13 protein-coding genes are annotated in these 16291 nt (G+C 64.3%); 4 read left to right on the forward strand and 9 right to left on the reverse strand.

All coding sequences use genetic code 11. The features are described 5' to 3' along the window. The first annotated feature begins 23 nt into the window (after window positions 1-23). Window positions 24-875 (forward strand): phytanoyl-CoA dioxygenase family protein, encoded by an 852-nt coding sequence (locus V1277_RS08280; protein WP_334415759.1) that lies wholly within the window; start codon window positions 24-26, stop codon window positions 873-875. 128 nt (window positions 876-1003) lie between these two features. Here the strand turns inward: V1277_RS08280 and V1277_RS08285 are convergent, their stop codons facing one another. Together V1277_RS08285 and V1277_RS08290 are read right to left on the reverse strand one after the other, a co-directional pair. Next, entirely contained in the window at window positions 1004-2680 is a 1677-nt protein-coding gene (locus V1277_RS08285) for a flavin-containing monooxygenase (RefSeq protein ID WP_334415761.1), read from the reverse strand. Between the two features lie 168 nt (window positions 2681-2848). After that, window positions 2849-3580, reverse strand: coding sequence for a gamma-glutamylcyclotransferase (locus V1277_RS08290; RefSeq protein WP_334415762.1), 732 nt, complete (start codon window positions 3578-3580; stop codon window positions 2849-2851). 202 nt (window positions 3581-3782) lie between these two features. Between V1277_RS08290 and V1277_RS08295 the strand changes: the two genes are divergently transcribed. Next, window positions 3783-5375, forward strand: a complete 1593-nt coding sequence (locus V1277_RS08295; protein ID WP_334415763.1) for a gamma-glutamyltransferase family protein — start codon at window positions 3783-3785, stop codon at window positions 5373-5375. 140 nt (window positions 5376-5515) lie between these two features. On the opposite strand, the gene V1277_RS08300 is transcribed toward V1277_RS08295, so the two are convergent. The 5 genes from V1277_RS08300 to V1277_RS08320 all read right to left on the reverse strand — a co-directional run bounded on the left by V1277_RS08300 (window position 5516) and on the right by V1277_RS08320 (window position 10297). Beyond that, window positions 5516-6730 carry a DUF1236 domain-containing protein gene (locus V1277_RS08300; protein ID WP_334415764.1) on the reverse strand — a complete coding sequence of 405 codons (1215 nt, stop codon included), beginning with the start codon at window positions 6728-6730 and terminating at the stop codon, window positions 5516-5518. Window positions 6731-6845: 115 nt separating this feature from the next. Then, window positions 6846-8138, reverse strand: a complete 1293-nt coding sequence (locus V1277_RS08305; protein ID WP_334415765.1) for an NAD(P)/FAD-dependent oxidoreductase — start codon at window positions 8136-8138, stop codon at window positions 6846-6848. Between the two features lie 10 nt (window positions 8139-8148). After that, window positions 8149-8880 carry an amino acid ABC transporter ATP-binding protein gene (locus V1277_RS08310; RefSeq protein ID WP_334415766.1) on the reverse strand — a complete coding sequence of 244 codons (732 nt, stop codon included), beginning with the start codon at window positions 8878-8880 and terminating at the stop codon, window positions 8149-8151. Then, window positions 8877-9530 (reverse strand): amino acid ABC transporter permease, encoded by a 654-nt coding sequence (locus V1277_RS08315; protein WP_334415767.1) that lies wholly within the window; start codon window positions 9528-9530, stop codon window positions 8877-8879. Before V1277_RS08315 ends, V1277_RS08310 begins: the two co-directional genes overlap by 4 nt. Then, complete coding sequence (locus tag V1277_RS08320; protein WP_334415768.1) at window positions 9530-10297, reverse strand: ABC transporter substrate-binding protein; 768 nt, start codon at window positions 10295-10297, stop codon at window positions 9530-9532. The genes V1277_RS08315 and V1277_RS08320 overlap by 1 nt, the downstream gene beginning before the upstream one ends. Before the next feature lie 160 nt (window positions 10298-10457). Between V1277_RS08320 and V1277_RS08330 the strand changes: the two genes are divergently transcribed. Next, window positions 10458-11141 carry a cupin domain-containing protein gene (locus V1277_RS08330; protein ID WP_442894459.1) on the forward strand — a complete coding sequence of 228 codons (684 nt, stop codon included), beginning with the start codon at window positions 10458-10460 and terminating at the stop codon, window positions 11139-11141. A gap of 17 nt (window positions 11142-11158) precedes the next feature. Next, a complete protein-coding gene (locus V1277_RS08335) occupies window positions 11159-13459 on the forward strand; it encodes a molybdopterin guanine dinucleotide-containing S/N-oxide reductase (RefSeq protein ID WP_334415771.1) in 2301 nt (766 codons plus the stop codon). Window positions 13460-13594: 135 nt separating this feature from the next. On the opposite strand, the gene V1277_RS08340 is transcribed toward V1277_RS08335, so the two are convergent. Together V1277_RS08340 and V1277_RS08345 are read right to left on the reverse strand one after the other, a co-directional pair. Further along, complete coding sequence (locus V1277_RS08340) at window positions 13595-14860, reverse strand: D-amino acid dehydrogenase (protein WP_334415772.1); 1266 nt, start codon at window positions 14858-14860, stop codon at window positions 13595-13597. Between the two features lie 64 nt (window positions 14861-14924). Then, window positions 14925-16253, reverse strand: a complete 1329-nt coding sequence (locus V1277_RS08345; protein WP_334415773.1) for an aspartate aminotransferase family protein — start codon at window positions 16251-16253, stop codon at window positions 14925-14927. Window positions 16254-16291 lie beyond the last annotated feature (38 nt).

A 16291-nucleotide genomic window follows, 5' to 3' on the forward strand; every position in this document is an offset into this window, starting at 1 on the left:
CGGGCTCACGAGGGAGAGCGCAGATGGCAGCGACAGCGGAGCAGGTTTTGCCCTGGCTCGGGGAACGCTCATTCGCCTCCTTAAAGGAAGAGTTCGACCGCAGCGGTTACCTGATTTTCGAACGCGTTCTGGCGCCCGACCGCGTCGCCGAAATCCGCGCGGCGCTGGCGCCGCATCTGGCGCGCGATCTGTTCGGCCGCAACGATTTTGAAGGCACCAGGACCAACCGGGTGTATGCACTGCTGGCGAAATCGCCTGTCTTCGCCGACCTCGCGATCCACCCGCTCGCGATGGCTTTTGTGGAAGCCGAGCTCGGCGAGAGCTGCCTGCTGTCCGCTCTGCTCGCGATCAATCTCCATCCCGGCGAGACCGTCCAGCCCTGGCACTTCGACGACAGCGGCGTAAAGATTCCGCGCCCGCGCCCTGCCCTTGGCATCAGCACGTTTTGGGCGATCGACGATACGACCGAGCAAAATGGCGCCACCGAAATCATTCCCGGAAGCCATCTGTGGGACGGGCAATATATCGAGGGCGCGGTGAAACCCGCTCACTTCACCAACGAAGCCGGTCACGAGGAAGGCGACAGGCCTGACGCCGTGAAGCTGATCATGCCGTCCGGATCGCTGGCCATCACCAAGGGAACGCTATGGCACCGTGGCGGCGCCAACCGGTCGGACCGGCCGCGCCTGATCATCACGCCGCAATATTGCGTGGGCTGGGTGCGGCAACTCGAGAACATGGCACTCGCCGTCCCTGCCGAGGTGGCGAGCAAGTTACCCGAACGCGCACGTGAATTGATCGGCTATTCGATCCATCCGCCGTTCATGGGCTATGTCGACGGCGTTCACCCCAGGCGCCTGCTGCGGACGCAGTGATCTGATGCTTGCGAAAGCGCGAGCGCGACGATCGAACTCGTAGGATGGGTTGAGTTCTTGCGAAACCCATCGTTTGCGTTTCCAAGATGATGGGTTTCGCTGCGCTCAACCCATCCTACGCATAGCCTTTACGCGCATCTTACTCCGCGGCGGGCCGATGCCCTCGTCGCAGCCTGCCCCTTCGCATCGAATACGATCCCCTCATACCCCTTATTGGCAGCCTCGGTGATCGCCGCGACATATTTCGGCGTGCCGCCATTATAAACGAGATAGCGGGTCTTGCCGTGCTCGTGGCCGGGGATATTGGAATTGTAGCCGGTGAACCACGACTTGGCTTTGCGCATCAGCATGATGGCGTACATCTTGGTCACGTGCGCCGTCCAGCGCGCCTGCGCTTCGGCCGTTGGCTCGGCCCGCGTGTAGCCGCGGTCCCAGATGTAGCCGAGCAGGCCCATGCACCAGCCGACGCCGTTCTCGATGCCGCGCGGAAAATTCGTCGAGGCTGAACCGCTTTGCGGCCCGGTCGGCATCAGCAGGTTCGGAAAGCCATGCGCCATCATGCCGAGAAAGGTCGAGGGTCCCTCGCGCCATTCGTCGGCGAGCTTCACTCCGGCGGCGCCCGTGATGTCGATCGCATCGAATGCGCCGGTGATGGCATCGAAGCCGGTTGAGTAGACGATGATGTCGAGATCGTAATCGCGCGCGCTAGTGCGCAGGCCTGTTTCGGTGACCCGCAGAATCGGCATCTCGCCGATGTCGACGAGATGCACATTGTCACGGTTGTAGGCCTCGAAATAATTGGTCTCCAGCGGCACCCGCTGCACGCCAAAGCCGTGATCTTTCGGGATCAGCTTTTCCGCGGTCGCCGGGTCCTTCACGCGCCTTCGGATGCGATCGGCGATGTAAGCGGAGAACTCGGCATTGGCGGCCTCGTCGGTAAAAATCTCGCGAAAATTGCTGAGCCAGATGCCGAAGCCGGGTTCGTCATAGAGCTTGTCCCACAGCGCGATCCGCTCCTCGCGGGTGGCTTCATAGAAGCCGCGCCTATCAGGCTCGTGCTCGAAGCCGCCGGGCGTGCGCCGGCAGGCGGCAAAGATTTCATCGTAGCGCGAACGGATGTCAGCCATTTCCTCGTCCGAGATCGGGCTGTTGTTGAGCGGCGCGCTCCAGTTCGGACGCCGCTGAAACACCGTGAGTTCACCGACCTTGTCGGCAATCTCGCCGATCACCTGGATCGCGGTGGCGCCGGTGCCGATGATGCCGACCTTCTTGCCGGAGAGTTCAACCGGCTCGTGCGGCCAATAGAAGGTATGGAACGACCGCCCCTTGAACGTCTCCATGCCCTCAAGCCGCGGTAGCGTCGGTACCGAGAGCAACCCGACCGCAAGAATGAGGAATCGGCAGCTCAGTTCACGTCCATCGTCGAGCCGGAGCCGCCACAGATGACAGCCCTCGTCGAACGCCGCAGCTTCCACCTTACGGTTGAACCGCATGTATTTGCGCAGATCGAACTTGTCGACGACATAGTTGAGGTAGCGAAGATTCTCCGGCTGGCTCGAAAACCGCTCCTGCCAGTGCCACTCGTTGAGCAGCTCTTTCGAGAAGGAATAACCGTAGGTGTAGCTCTCGGAATCGAAGCGCGCGCCGGGATAGCGGTTCCAGTACCAGGTTCCCCCGAGATCGGGGGCGGCATCGAGCACCAGGGCGTCCACGTCGAGATCGGCCAGCCGCTTGATCTGGTAAATGCCCGACACGCCCGCGCCGACGACGACGACCTCGTAGTGCGACTTGATCTCCCCAGTCATGCGCGCCCTCTCCATTAGTTATTCGGCGTCGATCGTCTCCGCGCGGCGGCTCTTATGATGCCAACTATCCGCGTCCTGCACTTGCGTCAGGATGCCGGATTGTGCGGCAAAATCAGCCTAAAACATTGTTTGAAAATGGACGCGGCAGGCCGCCGTGAGGTGACCGCCTCAAGCACCGGGAGCGCCGCCGATCTGCGCATGCAACTGCGCGACATACGGATCCTCGATCTCCAACGCCTGCAACTGCGTCGCCAGTTGCACGAGGTATTCGCGGTTAGTGCCGAGAACGCCCTTCCCGCTCGCGATCATCGCGGCGGTCTCGGCGAGCGGCAGTTCGCCGACATAACTCGGATGCGAGCGGTTGGAGGTGAAGGCGAGTGCGGTGATTGGTCCCTGCGGCGTCGTCATCGGCACCACCGCCGGCGCATAGCCGCCGCGCAGCATTTCGCGGCGCCACAGGATCGCGGTCTCGGCATGGACGGAATCGGCCGCAATGCGGAACGCCAGCCCGCGGCAACATCCCAATTGCGGCTCCAGCGAGAGCATCAGCGCCGGATAGTCGTGCGATCCTCGGCCGAGATTGATCTTCAGCGTGAAGCGGCGCTGATAATTTTCGACGTCGGCAAGCCGGACTTCGGCAAAGTGAAAACCGGGGTCCCACATCAGCGAACCGTAGGAGTAGATCCAGAGGTCATCGCCATCAGGGTGATCGCCGAGCACCGCAAGCCGCGACGCCTCGATCGCTTCGTCCGACAGCCGCCAGCCTGCCGGCCATCCCGCGGCCCGCGCCCGCTGCTCCCACATCGAAAATATCTCCGGCGTCAGGCGCAGCAGCGACTTTTCCGGGTGCGTTACCCGGGATCGCAGCTCCGGCAGATGAATGAATGCGTCGGTGGTCAAGCCAGTATGCTCCTTTGTGGATACGGCCATCGTTGGCAATGTGCCATTGTCGGACGCAAGACGCCAACACGAAGACGGGCGATGCGAATTCCAGCATGTTATTCTGTCATGGCTGGCCTGAGATTTTTAGGGTGTAATGACGTCAACGAAATCTTCCGTCCGACCGGCAACCACACACGTTACAGGGATCAAAGGCAATCCGATGCGCGACCAGTTCTCCAGTACCCAAGCGATACGCAAACCGGCCGTCACTTCCAGAGGCGGCATCGTCGCCGCGCAATCAAGCAGGGCGGCGCAAGTGGGAGCCGAGGTGCTGGCCGCGGGCGGCGACTGCATCGATGCCGTGATCGCGACGACGTTTGCGCTTGGCGTTCTGGAGCCCTGGATGAGCGGAGTCGGCGGCGGCGGCGCGATGGTGCTCTATCGGGCGCGCGAACACCGCTATGAGGTGATCGACTACGGCATGCGGGCGCCGCTCAGCCTGCGGGTGGAAGATTATCCGCTGACCGGCGGTGGCGCGGCTTCCGACATCTTCCCCTGGCCGCGGGTAAAGGACGACCGCAACATTCACGGGCCCGGCTCGATCGCCGTGCCCGGCGTGGTCGCCGGCATGGAAGAGGCGCACCGCCGCTACGCCAAACTGCCGTGGAAGGAGTTGCTGGCGCCGAGCATCTCGCTCGCCGGCGAAGGGCTTGCGGTCGACTGGTGGACCACCGTGATGATTTCGAGCGCGGCAGCAGACTTGCGGCGTTACCCCGCGAGCGCCGCCGCCTATCTCCAGGACGGCCTGCCACCGAACCCGCAATGGGGCATCAGGTCCAAAGTCCGCATGCCGCAGGACCGGCTCAAGGCCACGATGGCGCAACTCGCCGGCGCCGGTCCGCGGGATTTTTATGAAGGCGATCTGGCGCAGAGCCTCGCCGCCGACATTCAGGCCTCCGGCGGCGCGCTGTCGGTCGAGGATCTCAAGCCATTTCGCGGCATTGTGCGCGAGCCGCTGGCGATTCCCTATCGCGGCGGCACGGTGTTCGCGACGCCCGAACTCACCGCCGGGCCGACGCTGGCGCGCACGCTTCGTCTGCTGCAGGAAAATCTCGAGCCTGCGCGCGGCGGACCGGACGCGGCAGCCTACATCGCCTATGCATCGGCGCTGCAAAAAGCGTATCGCGAACGGTTAAAGGACATGGGGGATGAAGACGGCAGGCGCGCGCTCGGCGCCGAAGCGCTGGCGCCGGCCTGCACCACGCATTTTTCCGCCGTCGACCGCGACGGCAACATGGCCGCGGTAACGCAAACCTTGCTGTCCACCTTCGGCTCCAAATTCGTGACGAACCAGACCGGCATCACCATGAACAACGGCATCATGTGGTTCGACCCGACCCCGGGCACGCCGAATTCGCTGGCGCCGGGCAAGCGGTGCCTCACCAACTACACGCCCGTGCTGGCGCAGGCGGCGGACGGAAGGCGTATCGCGGTCGGCGCTTCGGGCGGCCGGCGCATTCTGCCGGCGGTAAGCCAGCTTCTGTCCTTCGTGATGGATTACGGCATGGATCTCGATGCCGCAATTCATCAGCCGCGCATCGACGCCAGCGAAGGCGCGATCGTGATCGGCGACGTCCGCCTGCCACAGGCTGCGCGCGAAGCGCTGGGCTCGCGTTTCGATTACGAGGAGGCGCGCATCCAGAACCTGCCGATGAAGTTCGCCTGCCCCAGCGCGGTGCTGCGCGACGGCGAAACCAACAGCGGCGCGACCGAGCCGTTCCACGCCTGGAGCGAGGCAGTGGCGGAGGGGTGAGGCGGCACGTCATCAGGGAGCGACGCTGCAAAAGGTGAGATGCCGCTTACGAGAAAAGTGCGGCAATCAGATGCCGCACTTTCCGTTACCCGTATCGACATCCTGATGTGGCGGCCTCTTGCGAGGCCAGACACACCCGCTTACCGCGTCTGCGGCTCGATCGTGACCGTGCAATCGCCGCCTTGCATGGCGACCACGATCTGTCCTTCCGAGGCGCCAAGTGCAATCGGGTTCGTCGATCCACCGCCGCCCGGCGCACGAACGCTGACGCTGATCGAATCCTGCGGTGCGGTCGAACCAACCGTCGTGGGCGAGACCTCAGTAAGATTGCCCGCGGTATCCCGGCGCATGATGCGGCAAGGCGCGCCGCCGGCCTGGGCCATCGCGTCGGCCCCACGTCCACTACCGGCGGCCTCGCCGCCAGCTGCGCGAATGCGCGACGCGTCGCGCGGGATCTGGCTTACGATCCGTTGCGTGCCGGGTTCAACGATTACAATTTCCTCTTCGGTGGTGAAGTAATCATAGCCGCGATACGCCGGCTCGATCGAGACAATCGCCGCAGGTAGTCGCTGGACCCGCACGTGCCGAGGAATGCGCTCGCCTACCCGGATCGAGATGTTGAGATTGCGCTGCGGCGGCGCGAGACGCTCGCGGGTCAGCCTCTCGGAGATGCGCACCTGCTTCTCGGTCGAGATCTGCTGGCGGTCCTGCGTCTGGCTGGTCTGGGTCTGCGTGCGCGTGGTTTCAGTCGCGGTCGCCGGCCGGTCCTTGCCCTGCTCAGCCGCATCCTTCGAGGTTCTGTCCCGCTGATCGCGGCTCGGCTCCTTCTGCGTGGTGGTTGTGCCCTCGCGCTCCTTCTGGGACGTCGTTGTTCCGCTCTTGGTCTTCTCGGACTCGGCGGTGCCCTTGGTTCTGTCTTTGGCACTGTCCTTAGCGCTCTCCTTGGCATCGCGGCCGCGATCGGCCTCCCGATCGCCCGGGCGGGCGCCCTTGGTTTGCTCCGTGGCCCTCTTCGCGTCATCGCCACGGCCACGCTTGCTGTCTTCGCTCGCAGCCGTTGGACGCTCGGCCCCAGGTGCAGCCTTGCCCTTCTCGCCCGCCTGCCGGGAACCGGCTCCTCTTTCCTCACGATCCGCCGCGCCTTGAGCCTTCTGTTCCGCACCCTTCTCGGCGCCCTTGGCGCGTTCCTGCGCTCGCTCGGCGCCGCGTTCCTGGGATGCAGCACCCTTGCCACGATCGCTCGGCTGCGTCTGCTTCGGTTCCTCGCTTCTCCCGCCCGGGGCCTGGCCATACGACAGCCCCGGTGCCAGCATCAGGCAGATAATCCCAGTCGATAACAGTAACTGCTTGCGCATCTTGAACCTCCTCGAAATCGGCCCTGCGCAAGCGAACGTTCGCGGGGGATGGAAGGTTCCGTCCAGGGCGGGCGATGTCTCGGTTTGGCTGTTTAAGGGCTGCGCGACCCCGGCGTCACATTCCCAGCCGGTCCCTGACCCGCCCGGCCAGCACCGCAGCCGTGACGCCGAGCGGCCAGAATGCGTGCAGCGCCATCGGCTTGATGCCTGAGATCGGCATATCGATCACGGCAGCTCTTCCGCCGGCGAGACGGCGCGCGAGCTGTGCGCCCATCGCGGTCGAGAGCGCGACGCCGCGGCCGTTGCAACCGAGCGAGATCAGAAGATTCTCCGCCGGCTCATGCACATGGGGATAGTGATCGGGCGTGATCGCGAGCCGGCTATTCCAGCCGTGCGTCCAGGTCACGCCTTTCAGCCGCGGCCACAGCCGTTCGGCATAGCGGATGAGATAGGCGACATCGCCAGGCTTGCTGATCCAGCGCATCGGCCCGCGTCCGCCCATCAGCAAACGATTATGCGCATCGATCCGGTAATACACCGTGATGTGGCCGCTCTCGTACAACACCGAGCGCGTCGGCATGATTTCGCGCGCGACCTCGTCGGATAAAGGCGCGGTGGCCGCAATCGACGAAAACACCGGCACGATGGTGCGGCGGAGGCCCGGCCACAGATCGTCCGTGAATCCGTTGGTTGCCAGCAGCACTTTCTCGGCGCGCACGATCCCGCGTGGAGTCTCGACGCGCCAATGCGCGCCTTCACGCGACAAGGAGAGCGCCGGCGTCTCGCCATGGACGGCTGCGCCGGCCGCGATCGCGGCGTGCGCCAACCCGCGCGCATAGTTCAGCGGATGCAGGTCGCCACCGCGATTGTCCAGCATGGCGCAGAGATAGCGGTCGGTGCCGGTGATCTCCCGCATCTGCTCGCGATTCAGCAGCGTCACCGGCATGCCGCGCCGGATGCACTGCTTTGCCGTGTCTTCGATTCCCCCGGCGCTCGCCTCGTTATAGGCCGCGCGCAGCGTGCCGTTCTGCCTTGCTTCGCAGGGAATCTGGTAGCGGCGGATCAGGTCGAACGTGTAGTTGGTGGTGCCGTAAGAAAACGCGATCATGCGGCCACCGAGCTCGGCGCCGAAATCGGCCTCGATCTGATCGGGATCGTGCTTGAGGCCAGGATTGACCTGGCCACCATTGTTGCCCGAAGCGCCCCAGCCCGGCTGTTGCGCTTCCAGCACGATCGCACTCACGCGCTGCTCGGCCAGATGCAATGCGGTGGACAGCCCGGTGAAACCGCCGCCGATGATCGCGACCGCAACGTCCTTGTCTCCATCGAGCGGCGGCGTAGGCGCGGGCGCGACCGCCGTATCGGCGTAGAGACTTGGCGGCAGCGGTAGTCGGACGGGCGCATTCATGCTGGCGAACTCAGAGCGGATGCAGCACGCGTCGCAAAAAATCCTGCGTGCGCGCATGCTGCGGTTGATTGAGCACGGATTTCGCCGGCCCCTGCTCGACGATCACGCCGCCGTCGATGAACAGCACGCGGTCGGCGACATCGCCAGCAAATCCCATCTCATGGGTGACGACGACCATGGTCATGCCGTCGTCGGCGAGCCTGCGCATCACTGACAGCACGTCGCCGACCAGTTCGGGATCGAGCGCGGAGGTCGGCTCGTCGAACAGAATCGCCTTCGGCTGCATCGCAAGCGCGCGCGCAATCGCGACGCGCTGCTGCTGGCCGCCGGAGAGTTGCGGCGGATAGCTGTCGGCCTTTTCGGCAAGCCCCACCTGCGCCAGCAGCGCGCGGCCGCGCTCCAGCGCTTCGGCGCGCGGCTCTTTCTTCACATAAACCGGCCCCTCGATGACGTTCTCGAGCGCGGTTCGGTGCGGGAACAAATTGAAGCGCTGGAACACCATCGAGACCTGCGTCCGGATTGCAACGATCGAGGGCGCGCTGCGGTCGACGCGCGCCCCTTCGACGAGGATGTCGCCGCTGTCATAGCTTTCTAGCCCGTTGATGCAGCGCAGAATGGTGGATTTACCGGAGCCTGAGGGGCCGATGACGCAGACCACCTCGCCCTTCTCGACGGAAGCCGTGATGCCCTTGAGCACCTCGACCTTGCCAAAACTCTTGTGAACGTTGCTGAGCTCGATCATTTCTGGCCCGCACGCTTCTCGAAGTGACGAACCAGAAGAATGAGCGGGATGCTCATGGTGAGATACATCAGCGCCACCAGCGTGAACACGCTGGTGTTCTTGAAGGTGGAGGACGCGATCAGCTTGCCCTGCAGCGCGAGCTCGGCGACCGTGATGGTCGAGGCTTGGGACGAATCCTTCAGCATCATGATCATGATGTTGCCGTAGGGCGGCAACACGATCTTCACCGCCTGCGGCAACACCACGCGGCGCATGGTCTGCCACCAGCCCATGCCGATCGCCTGCGCCGCCTCGATCTGCCCCTTGTCGATGGCCTCGATGCCGGCGCGGAAATTCTCCGCCTGGTAGGCCGAATAGGCGATGCCGAGGCCTAGGATCGCCGCCTGCAGCGCCGTCAGCGTGAGGCCGAGTTCGGGCATCACGAAATAAAGATAGAACAAGAGCACGATGATCGGGATGCCGCGGATCACGTTGATCAGCCCGGCGCTGAACCCTGAGAAAACGCCGATGCCGGATACCCGCATCAAGGCCCAGACCAGGCCGAGCGCGGTCGACAGCAATAGCGAGCCGATGGTGACGATGACCGTCAGCGCCACGCCGCTCATCAGGATCGGCAGGAACTCGGTCGCGTCGCGCCAGAACGCCTGCATCAGGCACCCTGCGCCTTGAGGCCCCATTTATCGAGGATCTTTTCGACCGTGCCGTTCGCCTTCAGCTTCGCCAGCGAGGCGTTGATCTTGGCGAGCAGCTCGGTATCGCCCTTGCGCACGCCGATGCCGACGGCGCCGACGGTCGCCGGCTTGTAGCTCTCGACGATGCGCGCTTCGGGGAAGCCGCCTTGCTTGAGATTGTAGGCGAGGATCGGATAATCGGCGAAGCCGGCCTTGAGGCGGCCGGCGTTCACGTCACGCAGAATATCGGGAATGGTGTCGTAGGCCTTGACCTCGCTGAACAGTCCCGACTTCTTCAGCGCGTCGACGAACGCCGTTCCGACCTGCGCGCCGACCACTTCGCCTTTCAGATCGTCCTGCTTGGTGTAGGTCTTCGTATCGCTCTTCGGAACCAAGAGGCCCTCGCCATAGCTGTAGAACGGCTCGGAGAAATCGATCACTTCCTTGCGCGCGGGCGTAACGAACATCGCCGCCGAGATGATGTCGATCTTGTTCGAGGTGAGCGAGGCAATCAGGGTCGAGAACTGCATCGGCTCGATCTGGACCTGGAAGCCGGCGTCCTTGCCGATCTCGGTGATGAGATCGACCATGATGCCCTGAATGCTGTTGGTCTTGGTGTCGAGGAAGGTGAAGGGCACGCCGGTCGGCGTCGAGCCCACTTTCAGCACCTTTTGCGCGGATGCCGGCATTGCGGCTGTGAGAACCAAGGCCGCCACCGCGGCCTGAACGAGACGCTTCAGAGCCATCGCACCACCTCCTGAAACTGCACACCGCCCGGCCTGCCCGCCTTAGACCAAAGAGTTGCAGGCAACGCCGTTCAGGCCTATTTTCACCAATATGAAATTGTGGTCACACTTCTCCGCGGTTTGCAAGCAATTTTCATGCACATGAAGGAAGCGGTCTGACGTGAGCGGCGGCAAGCGAATAAAGAAACCGGCGTTCAAGGCCAAAGCAAGGGCAGCCGGAAAGGCAACGGCCAGATCGAGGGCGAAGGCCAGCGCCAGGCCGGCCGAGCCGGCGATGGACCTTGCGGTCGGCCGCCGCATCCGCGATCTGCGCCGCGAGCACAAGCTCTCGTTGGAGACGATTGCGGCGAAGACCGATCTGTCGATCGGCTTTCTCAGCCAGATCGAGCGCGGGCTGTCGTCGCCTTCGCTCCGCGTGCTGGCGACGCTTGCCGACGTGCTTGGTGTCGGCATCGCCGCGCTGTTCGGCTCGCAGCCGAGTGATGATGCCGCTTCCGGCGGCGTGGTGACGCGCGAAATGCAGCGCGCCGAACTGAAACTGTGGCGCACCGGCATTTCCAAGCAATTGCTGAGTCCGGCGGGTACTGAGAACCGCCTCAATCTGTTTCTGGTGCACATGGAGCCCGGCGGCAACACCGGCGACGAGCTCTACACCCATGACGGCGAGGAGGCGGGGCTGGTGCTTGAAGGCGAGATGACGCTGACTGTGGACGCCGAGACCTGGTCGCTAAAGCGGGGGGACAGTTTTCGCTTTGCCAGCCGCAGGCCGCACCGCTTCTCAAATCCCGCGAAAGATGCGAAAGCGGTCGTGCTGTGGGTGAATTGCGTGACGCAGGCGTCATGAACAGTCTGGAACAACAGATGGATCAAGCCCGAGAGGATTGGAGCCCGCACAGCGCGCATTGGGGCGCCTTCGCGGCACGGTGGAACGGCGCGACGCTGGATATCAAGCCGTACGAGCACGATCCGGCGCCCTCCCCGATGTTGCAGAATTTCACCACGGCGATGCGCCACAAGGCCCGTATCCTGCGGCCGATGGTGCGCAAGGCGTGGCTGGACCGAAACAACGCACCCGCTCCGCGCACCTTCGACCAGAAATTCGTCGCATGCCCCTGGGACGAAGTGCTCGACCTGCTCGCAGGCGAATTGGCGCGGATCCGAACCGAATATGGCGCCGCCGCGGTCTATGGCGGCTCCTATGGCTGGGCCAGCGCCGGACGTTTCCACCACGCGCAGAGCCAGGTTCATCGCTTCCTGAACACCGCGTTCGGCGGCTATGTGCGTTCGGTGAACAGCTATAGCGCCGGTGCCTCGGCCGTGATCCTGCCGCATGTCCTCGGCGGCTTCGAAGGCATCTCGCGCCACAACGTGACGTGGGATCAGATCGCCGAGCACACCGACACGGTGCTGGCCTTCGGCGGCATGGCGCTGAAAAACTCGGACGTCGCAAGCGGCGGCATCAGCCGGCACATCGAGCGCGACGCGATGCAAAGGGCCGCGCGCCGCGGCGCCGTCTTCTACGGCATCGCTCCCTTGCGCGACGACATGCCGGAAGCGGCCGGCGCCCGGTGGATGCTGATCAAGGTCGGCACCGACGTCGCGCTGATGCTGGCACTCGCGCACACGCTCCTCGTCGAGAACCTGTGGGACAGCGGCTTTGTCGCGCGCTATTGCACCGGCTTCGACATCTTCGAACGCTATCTGCTCGGCCGCGACGACCATAGGCCGAAGGACGCGGCATGGGCGGCCGACATTACCGGCATTCCGGCCGGCACAATCGTCGACATCGCCCGCCGGCTGCCGCGCGGACGCACCTTGATCACGGTCTCGCATTCCCTGCAGCGGGCGCAGTATGGTGAGCAACCGGTGTGGATGGGCGCGGTGCTCGCGGCCATGCTTGGCCAGATCGGCCTGCCCGGCGGCGGATATAATTACGCGCTCGGTGCGCTCGGCCACACCGGCCGTCGCCTCAACGCGGTTCCGATCCCGACGCTGTCGCAAGGCAAGAACGGCACGGCCGACTTCATCCCGGTCGCGCGTGTCGCCGACATGCTCCTCAATCCGGGACAAACGTTCGAATACAACGGCCGCACGATGCGCTATCCCGACATCAAGCTGGTCTACTGGGCGGGCGGCAACCCTTTCCATCATCACCAGGACATCAATCGGCTACGGCGGGCCTTCAATGTCCCGCAAACCATTGTCGTGCACGAGAGCGCCTGGACGCCGATGGCCAAGTTTGCCGACATCGTGCTGCCGGCGACCATGACGCTGGAGCGCGACGATATCGGCGCCGCCGGCACCGATCCAAGGCTGGTCGCGATGCGCAAGGCCGTGGACCCGATCGGCGAAGCGCGCGACGATTACGATATTTTTGCCGCGCTGTCGCGGCGATTGGGCGTCGAACAGGCTTTCACGGAAGGACGCGATACCAGGCAATGGCTGGCCCATCTTTACGAGCCGACGCGGCGGGCGCTTGCCGACGCCGGTTGGGATGCGCCTGACTTCGACGAGTTCTGGCGGCGCGGCGAACTCGCGCTGCCATCGGCCCCCGATGACGGCGGCTTTCTGCGCGCCTTCCGCAACGATCCCGTCAAGAACAAGCTGCCCACGCCAAGCGGCAAGATCGAGATCTATTCGAAAACCATCGCAGGCTTCGATTACGACGATTGCCCGCCCCACCCGGCATGGCTGCCGTCGACCGAACTGCCAGATTCGCGCCACCCGTTGACGCTGATTGCCAATCAGCCGGCGACCCGGCTGCACAGCCAACTCGACTTCGGTGCCTACAGCCAGTCCAAGAAAATTGCCGGCCGGGAAGCCGTCCGTCTCAACTCCGTTGATGCGACGCGGCGCGGCATCGCCAATGGCAACGTCGTCCGCCTGTTCAATGATCGGGGCGCGTGCCTGGCCGCCGCCGCCGTTTCAGACGACGTCATGCCCGGCGTGGTGCAATTGTCCACCGGCGCCTGGTACGATCCGCAAGCCGGCACGGCAGAACATCCGCTCTGCGTGCACGGTAACTCGAACGTGCTCACGCGCGACATCGGCACCTCGCGGCTCGCGCAAGGTTGCTGCGGCCAGGTGACGGTGGTCGAGTGCGAGAAGTATTCGGGCACGCTGCCTCCGATTCGAGCCTTCGATCCTCCTGATCAGGAGTGATGCGGACGGTAGCAGGGTGACGCGCCAGCGTCATTCCGGGGCGCCTCGAAGAGGCGAACTATGGTGCGCAATTGCGCACCTGAGAATCTCGAGATTCCGGGTCTGGTGCTTACGCACCATCCCGGAATGACAGTGCTAGCCAAACCGATGATCGTACCGGCTCACGGCAAGCTCGCTCACATCGATATCCGGCTTCCGCCCCGAGATCAGATCCGCCAGCACCCTCCCCGAGCCGCACGCCATGGTCCAGCCGAGCGTGCCGTGGCCTGTGTTGAGATGCAGATTGCCGTAGCGCGTGGCGCCGATCACCGGCGGCCCGTCCGGTGTCATCGGACGCAGGCCGCACCAGAAGCTCGCTTTGCTCAAATCGCCGCCGCGCGGAAACATGTCGGTCAGCGAATGATCCAGCGTCGCCCGCCGCGCCGCATCGAGCGTATTCGAATAGCCGGAAATTTCCGCAGTGCCGCCGACGCGGATGCGATCCCCCAGCCGCGTGATCGCGACCTTGTAGCTCTCATCCATCACGGTCGATACCGGCGCGCCGTCGGGATCGGTGACCGGCACCGTGATCGAATAGCCCTTCACCGGATAGACCGGAACAAAAACACCCAGCGGCTTGAGCAAGCGCGGCGACCAGCTTCCGAGCGCGGCGACATAGGCATCGGCCTGCAACAGCCCGGTGCTGGTGACGACGCCGGCAATCTTGCCGCCTTCCGCGACCAGCCGCTCGATCGTGGTATTGAACTTGAACTGCACCCCGAGCTTTTCAGCTTCCCTGGCGAGCGCCTGCGTGAACATGTGACAATCGCCGGTCTCGTCCTGCGGCAGCCGTAGCCCGCCGACGAACTTGTCCTTCACGGCCGCCAGCGCGGGCTCCGCGCCGATGCAGCCGCTACGATCGAGCACCTCATAAGGCACGCCATACTGCTTGAGCACCGCGATATCGTCGCCGGTAGAATCGAGCTGCTTCTGCTTGCGGAAGAGCTGCAGCGTGCCTTGGCTGCGCTCGTCATATTTGATGCCTATCTCGGCGCGCAGCGCACGCAGGCAGTCGCGGCTGTATTCGGCGATCGGAATCATCCGGCTCTTGTTGATGGCATAGCGCTCTGCCGTGCAGTTGCGCAGCATCTTCAGCCCCCAGATCCACATCACGGGATCGAGCTTGGGCCAGATCACCAGCGGGCCATGCCGCATCAACAGCCATTTGATCGCTTTCGCCGGCACGCCGGGACCGGCCCAGGGCGAGGAATAGCCGGGCGAGACCTCGCCGGCATTGGCAAAACTGGTTTCCTGGGCAGGCGCAGCCTGGCGGTCGACGACGACGACTTCGTGGCCGGCGCGCGCCAGATAATAGGCTGTGGTGACGCCGATCACGCCACTGCCGAGAACGATGACTTTCACGATTCCTCACGCATCCGCCGCGGCGTCGCACGCCGCGGCCGCTCTATCTTCTTCAGAGCAAGGATCAGGCCACGCGCTTGATCGCGTCGCCCAGGATCGAAACCATATCGTCGATATGGCTCTTCTCGACGATCAGGGGCGGCGACATCGCAAAAGAGTCGCCGCTCATGCGCAAATAAAGCCCGCGATTGAAGCAATCCACCATCACGTCATAGCCGCGTGCGCCGACGCCGTCGCTGCGCGGCGCGAGCTCGACCGCGCCCATCAGGCCGACATTGCGGATATCGACGACGTTGGGCAGGCCTTTCAGCGAATGCAGCGCATCGCGCCAGTATTCGGCCAGCGACGCGCCACGCGTCAAAAGCCCCTCGTCCTTGTAGATGTCGAGCGTCGCCAAGCCCGCGGCGCAGGCGGTCGGATGCGCGGAATAAGTGTAGCCGTGGAACAGCTCGATCGTGCCCTCAGGCCCGGTCATCAGCCCGTCGTGGATCTTGCGGCTGGCGAACACCGCGCCGCAGGGGACGGTGCCGTTGGTGATGCCCTTGGCGGCCGTCATCATGTCGGGCGTGACGCCGAAATAATCAGCCGCAAACGGCGTGCCGAGGCGACCGAACCCGGTGATGACCTCATCGAAGATGAGCAGGATGCCGTGCTTGTCGGCGATTTCGCGCAGCCGCTTCAAATAGCCCTTCGGCGGCGGCAGCACCGCGGTCGAGCCCGGCACCGGCTCGACGATGACGGCGGCGATGGTGTCTGCGCCATGCAGCGCCACCATCCGCTCGAGATCGTCGGCGAGCTCGGCGCCATGCTCGGGCTGATCCTTCGCAAAGGCGTTGCGGGCGAGATCATGGGTATGACGGATGTGATCGACTCCAGGCAGATGGGTGGCGAACGCGCGGCGGTTGGCCACCATGCCGCCGACCGACATGCCGCCGAAGCCGACGCCGTGATAGCCGCGCTCGCGGCCGATCAGGCGCGTCCGCGTGCCCTGCCCGATCGCGCGCTGATAGGCCAGCGCGATCTTCAGCGCGGTATCGACCGATTCAGAGCCCGAATTGGTGAAGAAGACGCGATCCAGTCCCTTCGGCGCGATCTCGGTGAGCCGCTCGGCGAAGTCGAACGCCAACGGATGGCCCATGTTGAACGAGGGCGCGAAGTCGAGGTTCATCAATTGTCGTTCGACGGCGGCGGCGATCTGGCGGCGGCCATGGCCGGCATTGACGCACCAGAGGCCGGCCGAGCCGTCGATCACCTTGCGGCCGTCAACGGTGGTGTAGTGCATGCCCTCGGCGGAGGCGAACAGGCGGGGCGTTTTCTTGAACTGCCGGTTGGCCGTGAAAGGCATCCAGAACGAGTCGGTCTGCAGGGTGTTCGGCTTCTGATGAAGGGTCACGGTCTAGCTCCTTTGCTGGCAGCTCAAGGGACCACCGG

This window comes from Bradyrhizobium sp. AZCC 1588 (assembly GCF_036924735.1).
Taxonomy (GTDB): domain Bacteria; phylum Pseudomonadota; class Alphaproteobacteria; order Rhizobiales; family Xanthobacteraceae; genus Bradyrhizobium.

Excerpts from the sequence above, each read along its gene's own strand:
- V1277_RS08280 (WP_334415759.1), top strand. The coding sequence starts at position 24 with ATGGCAGCGACAGCGGAGCAGGTTTTGCCCTGGCTCGGGGAACGCTCA.
- V1277_RS08285 (WP_334415761.1), bottom strand. The coding sequence starts at position 2,680 with ATGACTGGGGAGATCAAGTCGCACTACGAGGTCGTCGTCGTCGGCGCG.
- V1277_RS08295 (WP_334415763.1), top strand. The coding sequence starts at position 3,783 with ATGCGCGACCAGTTCTCCAGTACCCAAGCGATACGCAAACCGGCCGTC.
- V1277_RS08300 (WP_334415764.1), bottom strand. The coding sequence starts at position 6,730 with ATGCGCAAGCAGTTACTGTTATCGACTGGGATTATCTGCCTGATGCTG.
- V1277_RS08305 (WP_334415765.1), bottom strand. The coding sequence starts at position 8,138 with ATGAATGCGCCCGTCCGACTACCGCTGCCGCCAAGTCTCTACGCCGAT.
- V1277_RS08310 (WP_334415766.1), bottom strand. The coding sequence starts at position 8,880 with ATGATCGAGCTCAGCAACGTTCACAAGAGTTTTGGCAAGGTCGAGGTG.
- V1277_RS08315 (WP_334415767.1), bottom strand. The coding sequence starts at position 9,530 with ATGCAGGCGTTCTGGCGCGACGCGACCGAGTTCCTGCCGATCCTGATG.
- V1277_RS08320 (WP_334415768.1), bottom strand. The coding sequence starts at position 10,297 with ATGGCTCTGAAGCGTCTCGTTCAGGCCGCGGTGGCGGCCTTGGTTCTC.
- V1277_RS08335 (WP_334415771.1), top strand. The coding sequence starts at position 11,159 with ATGGATCAAGCCCGAGAGGATTGGAGCCCGCACAGCGCGCATTGGGGC.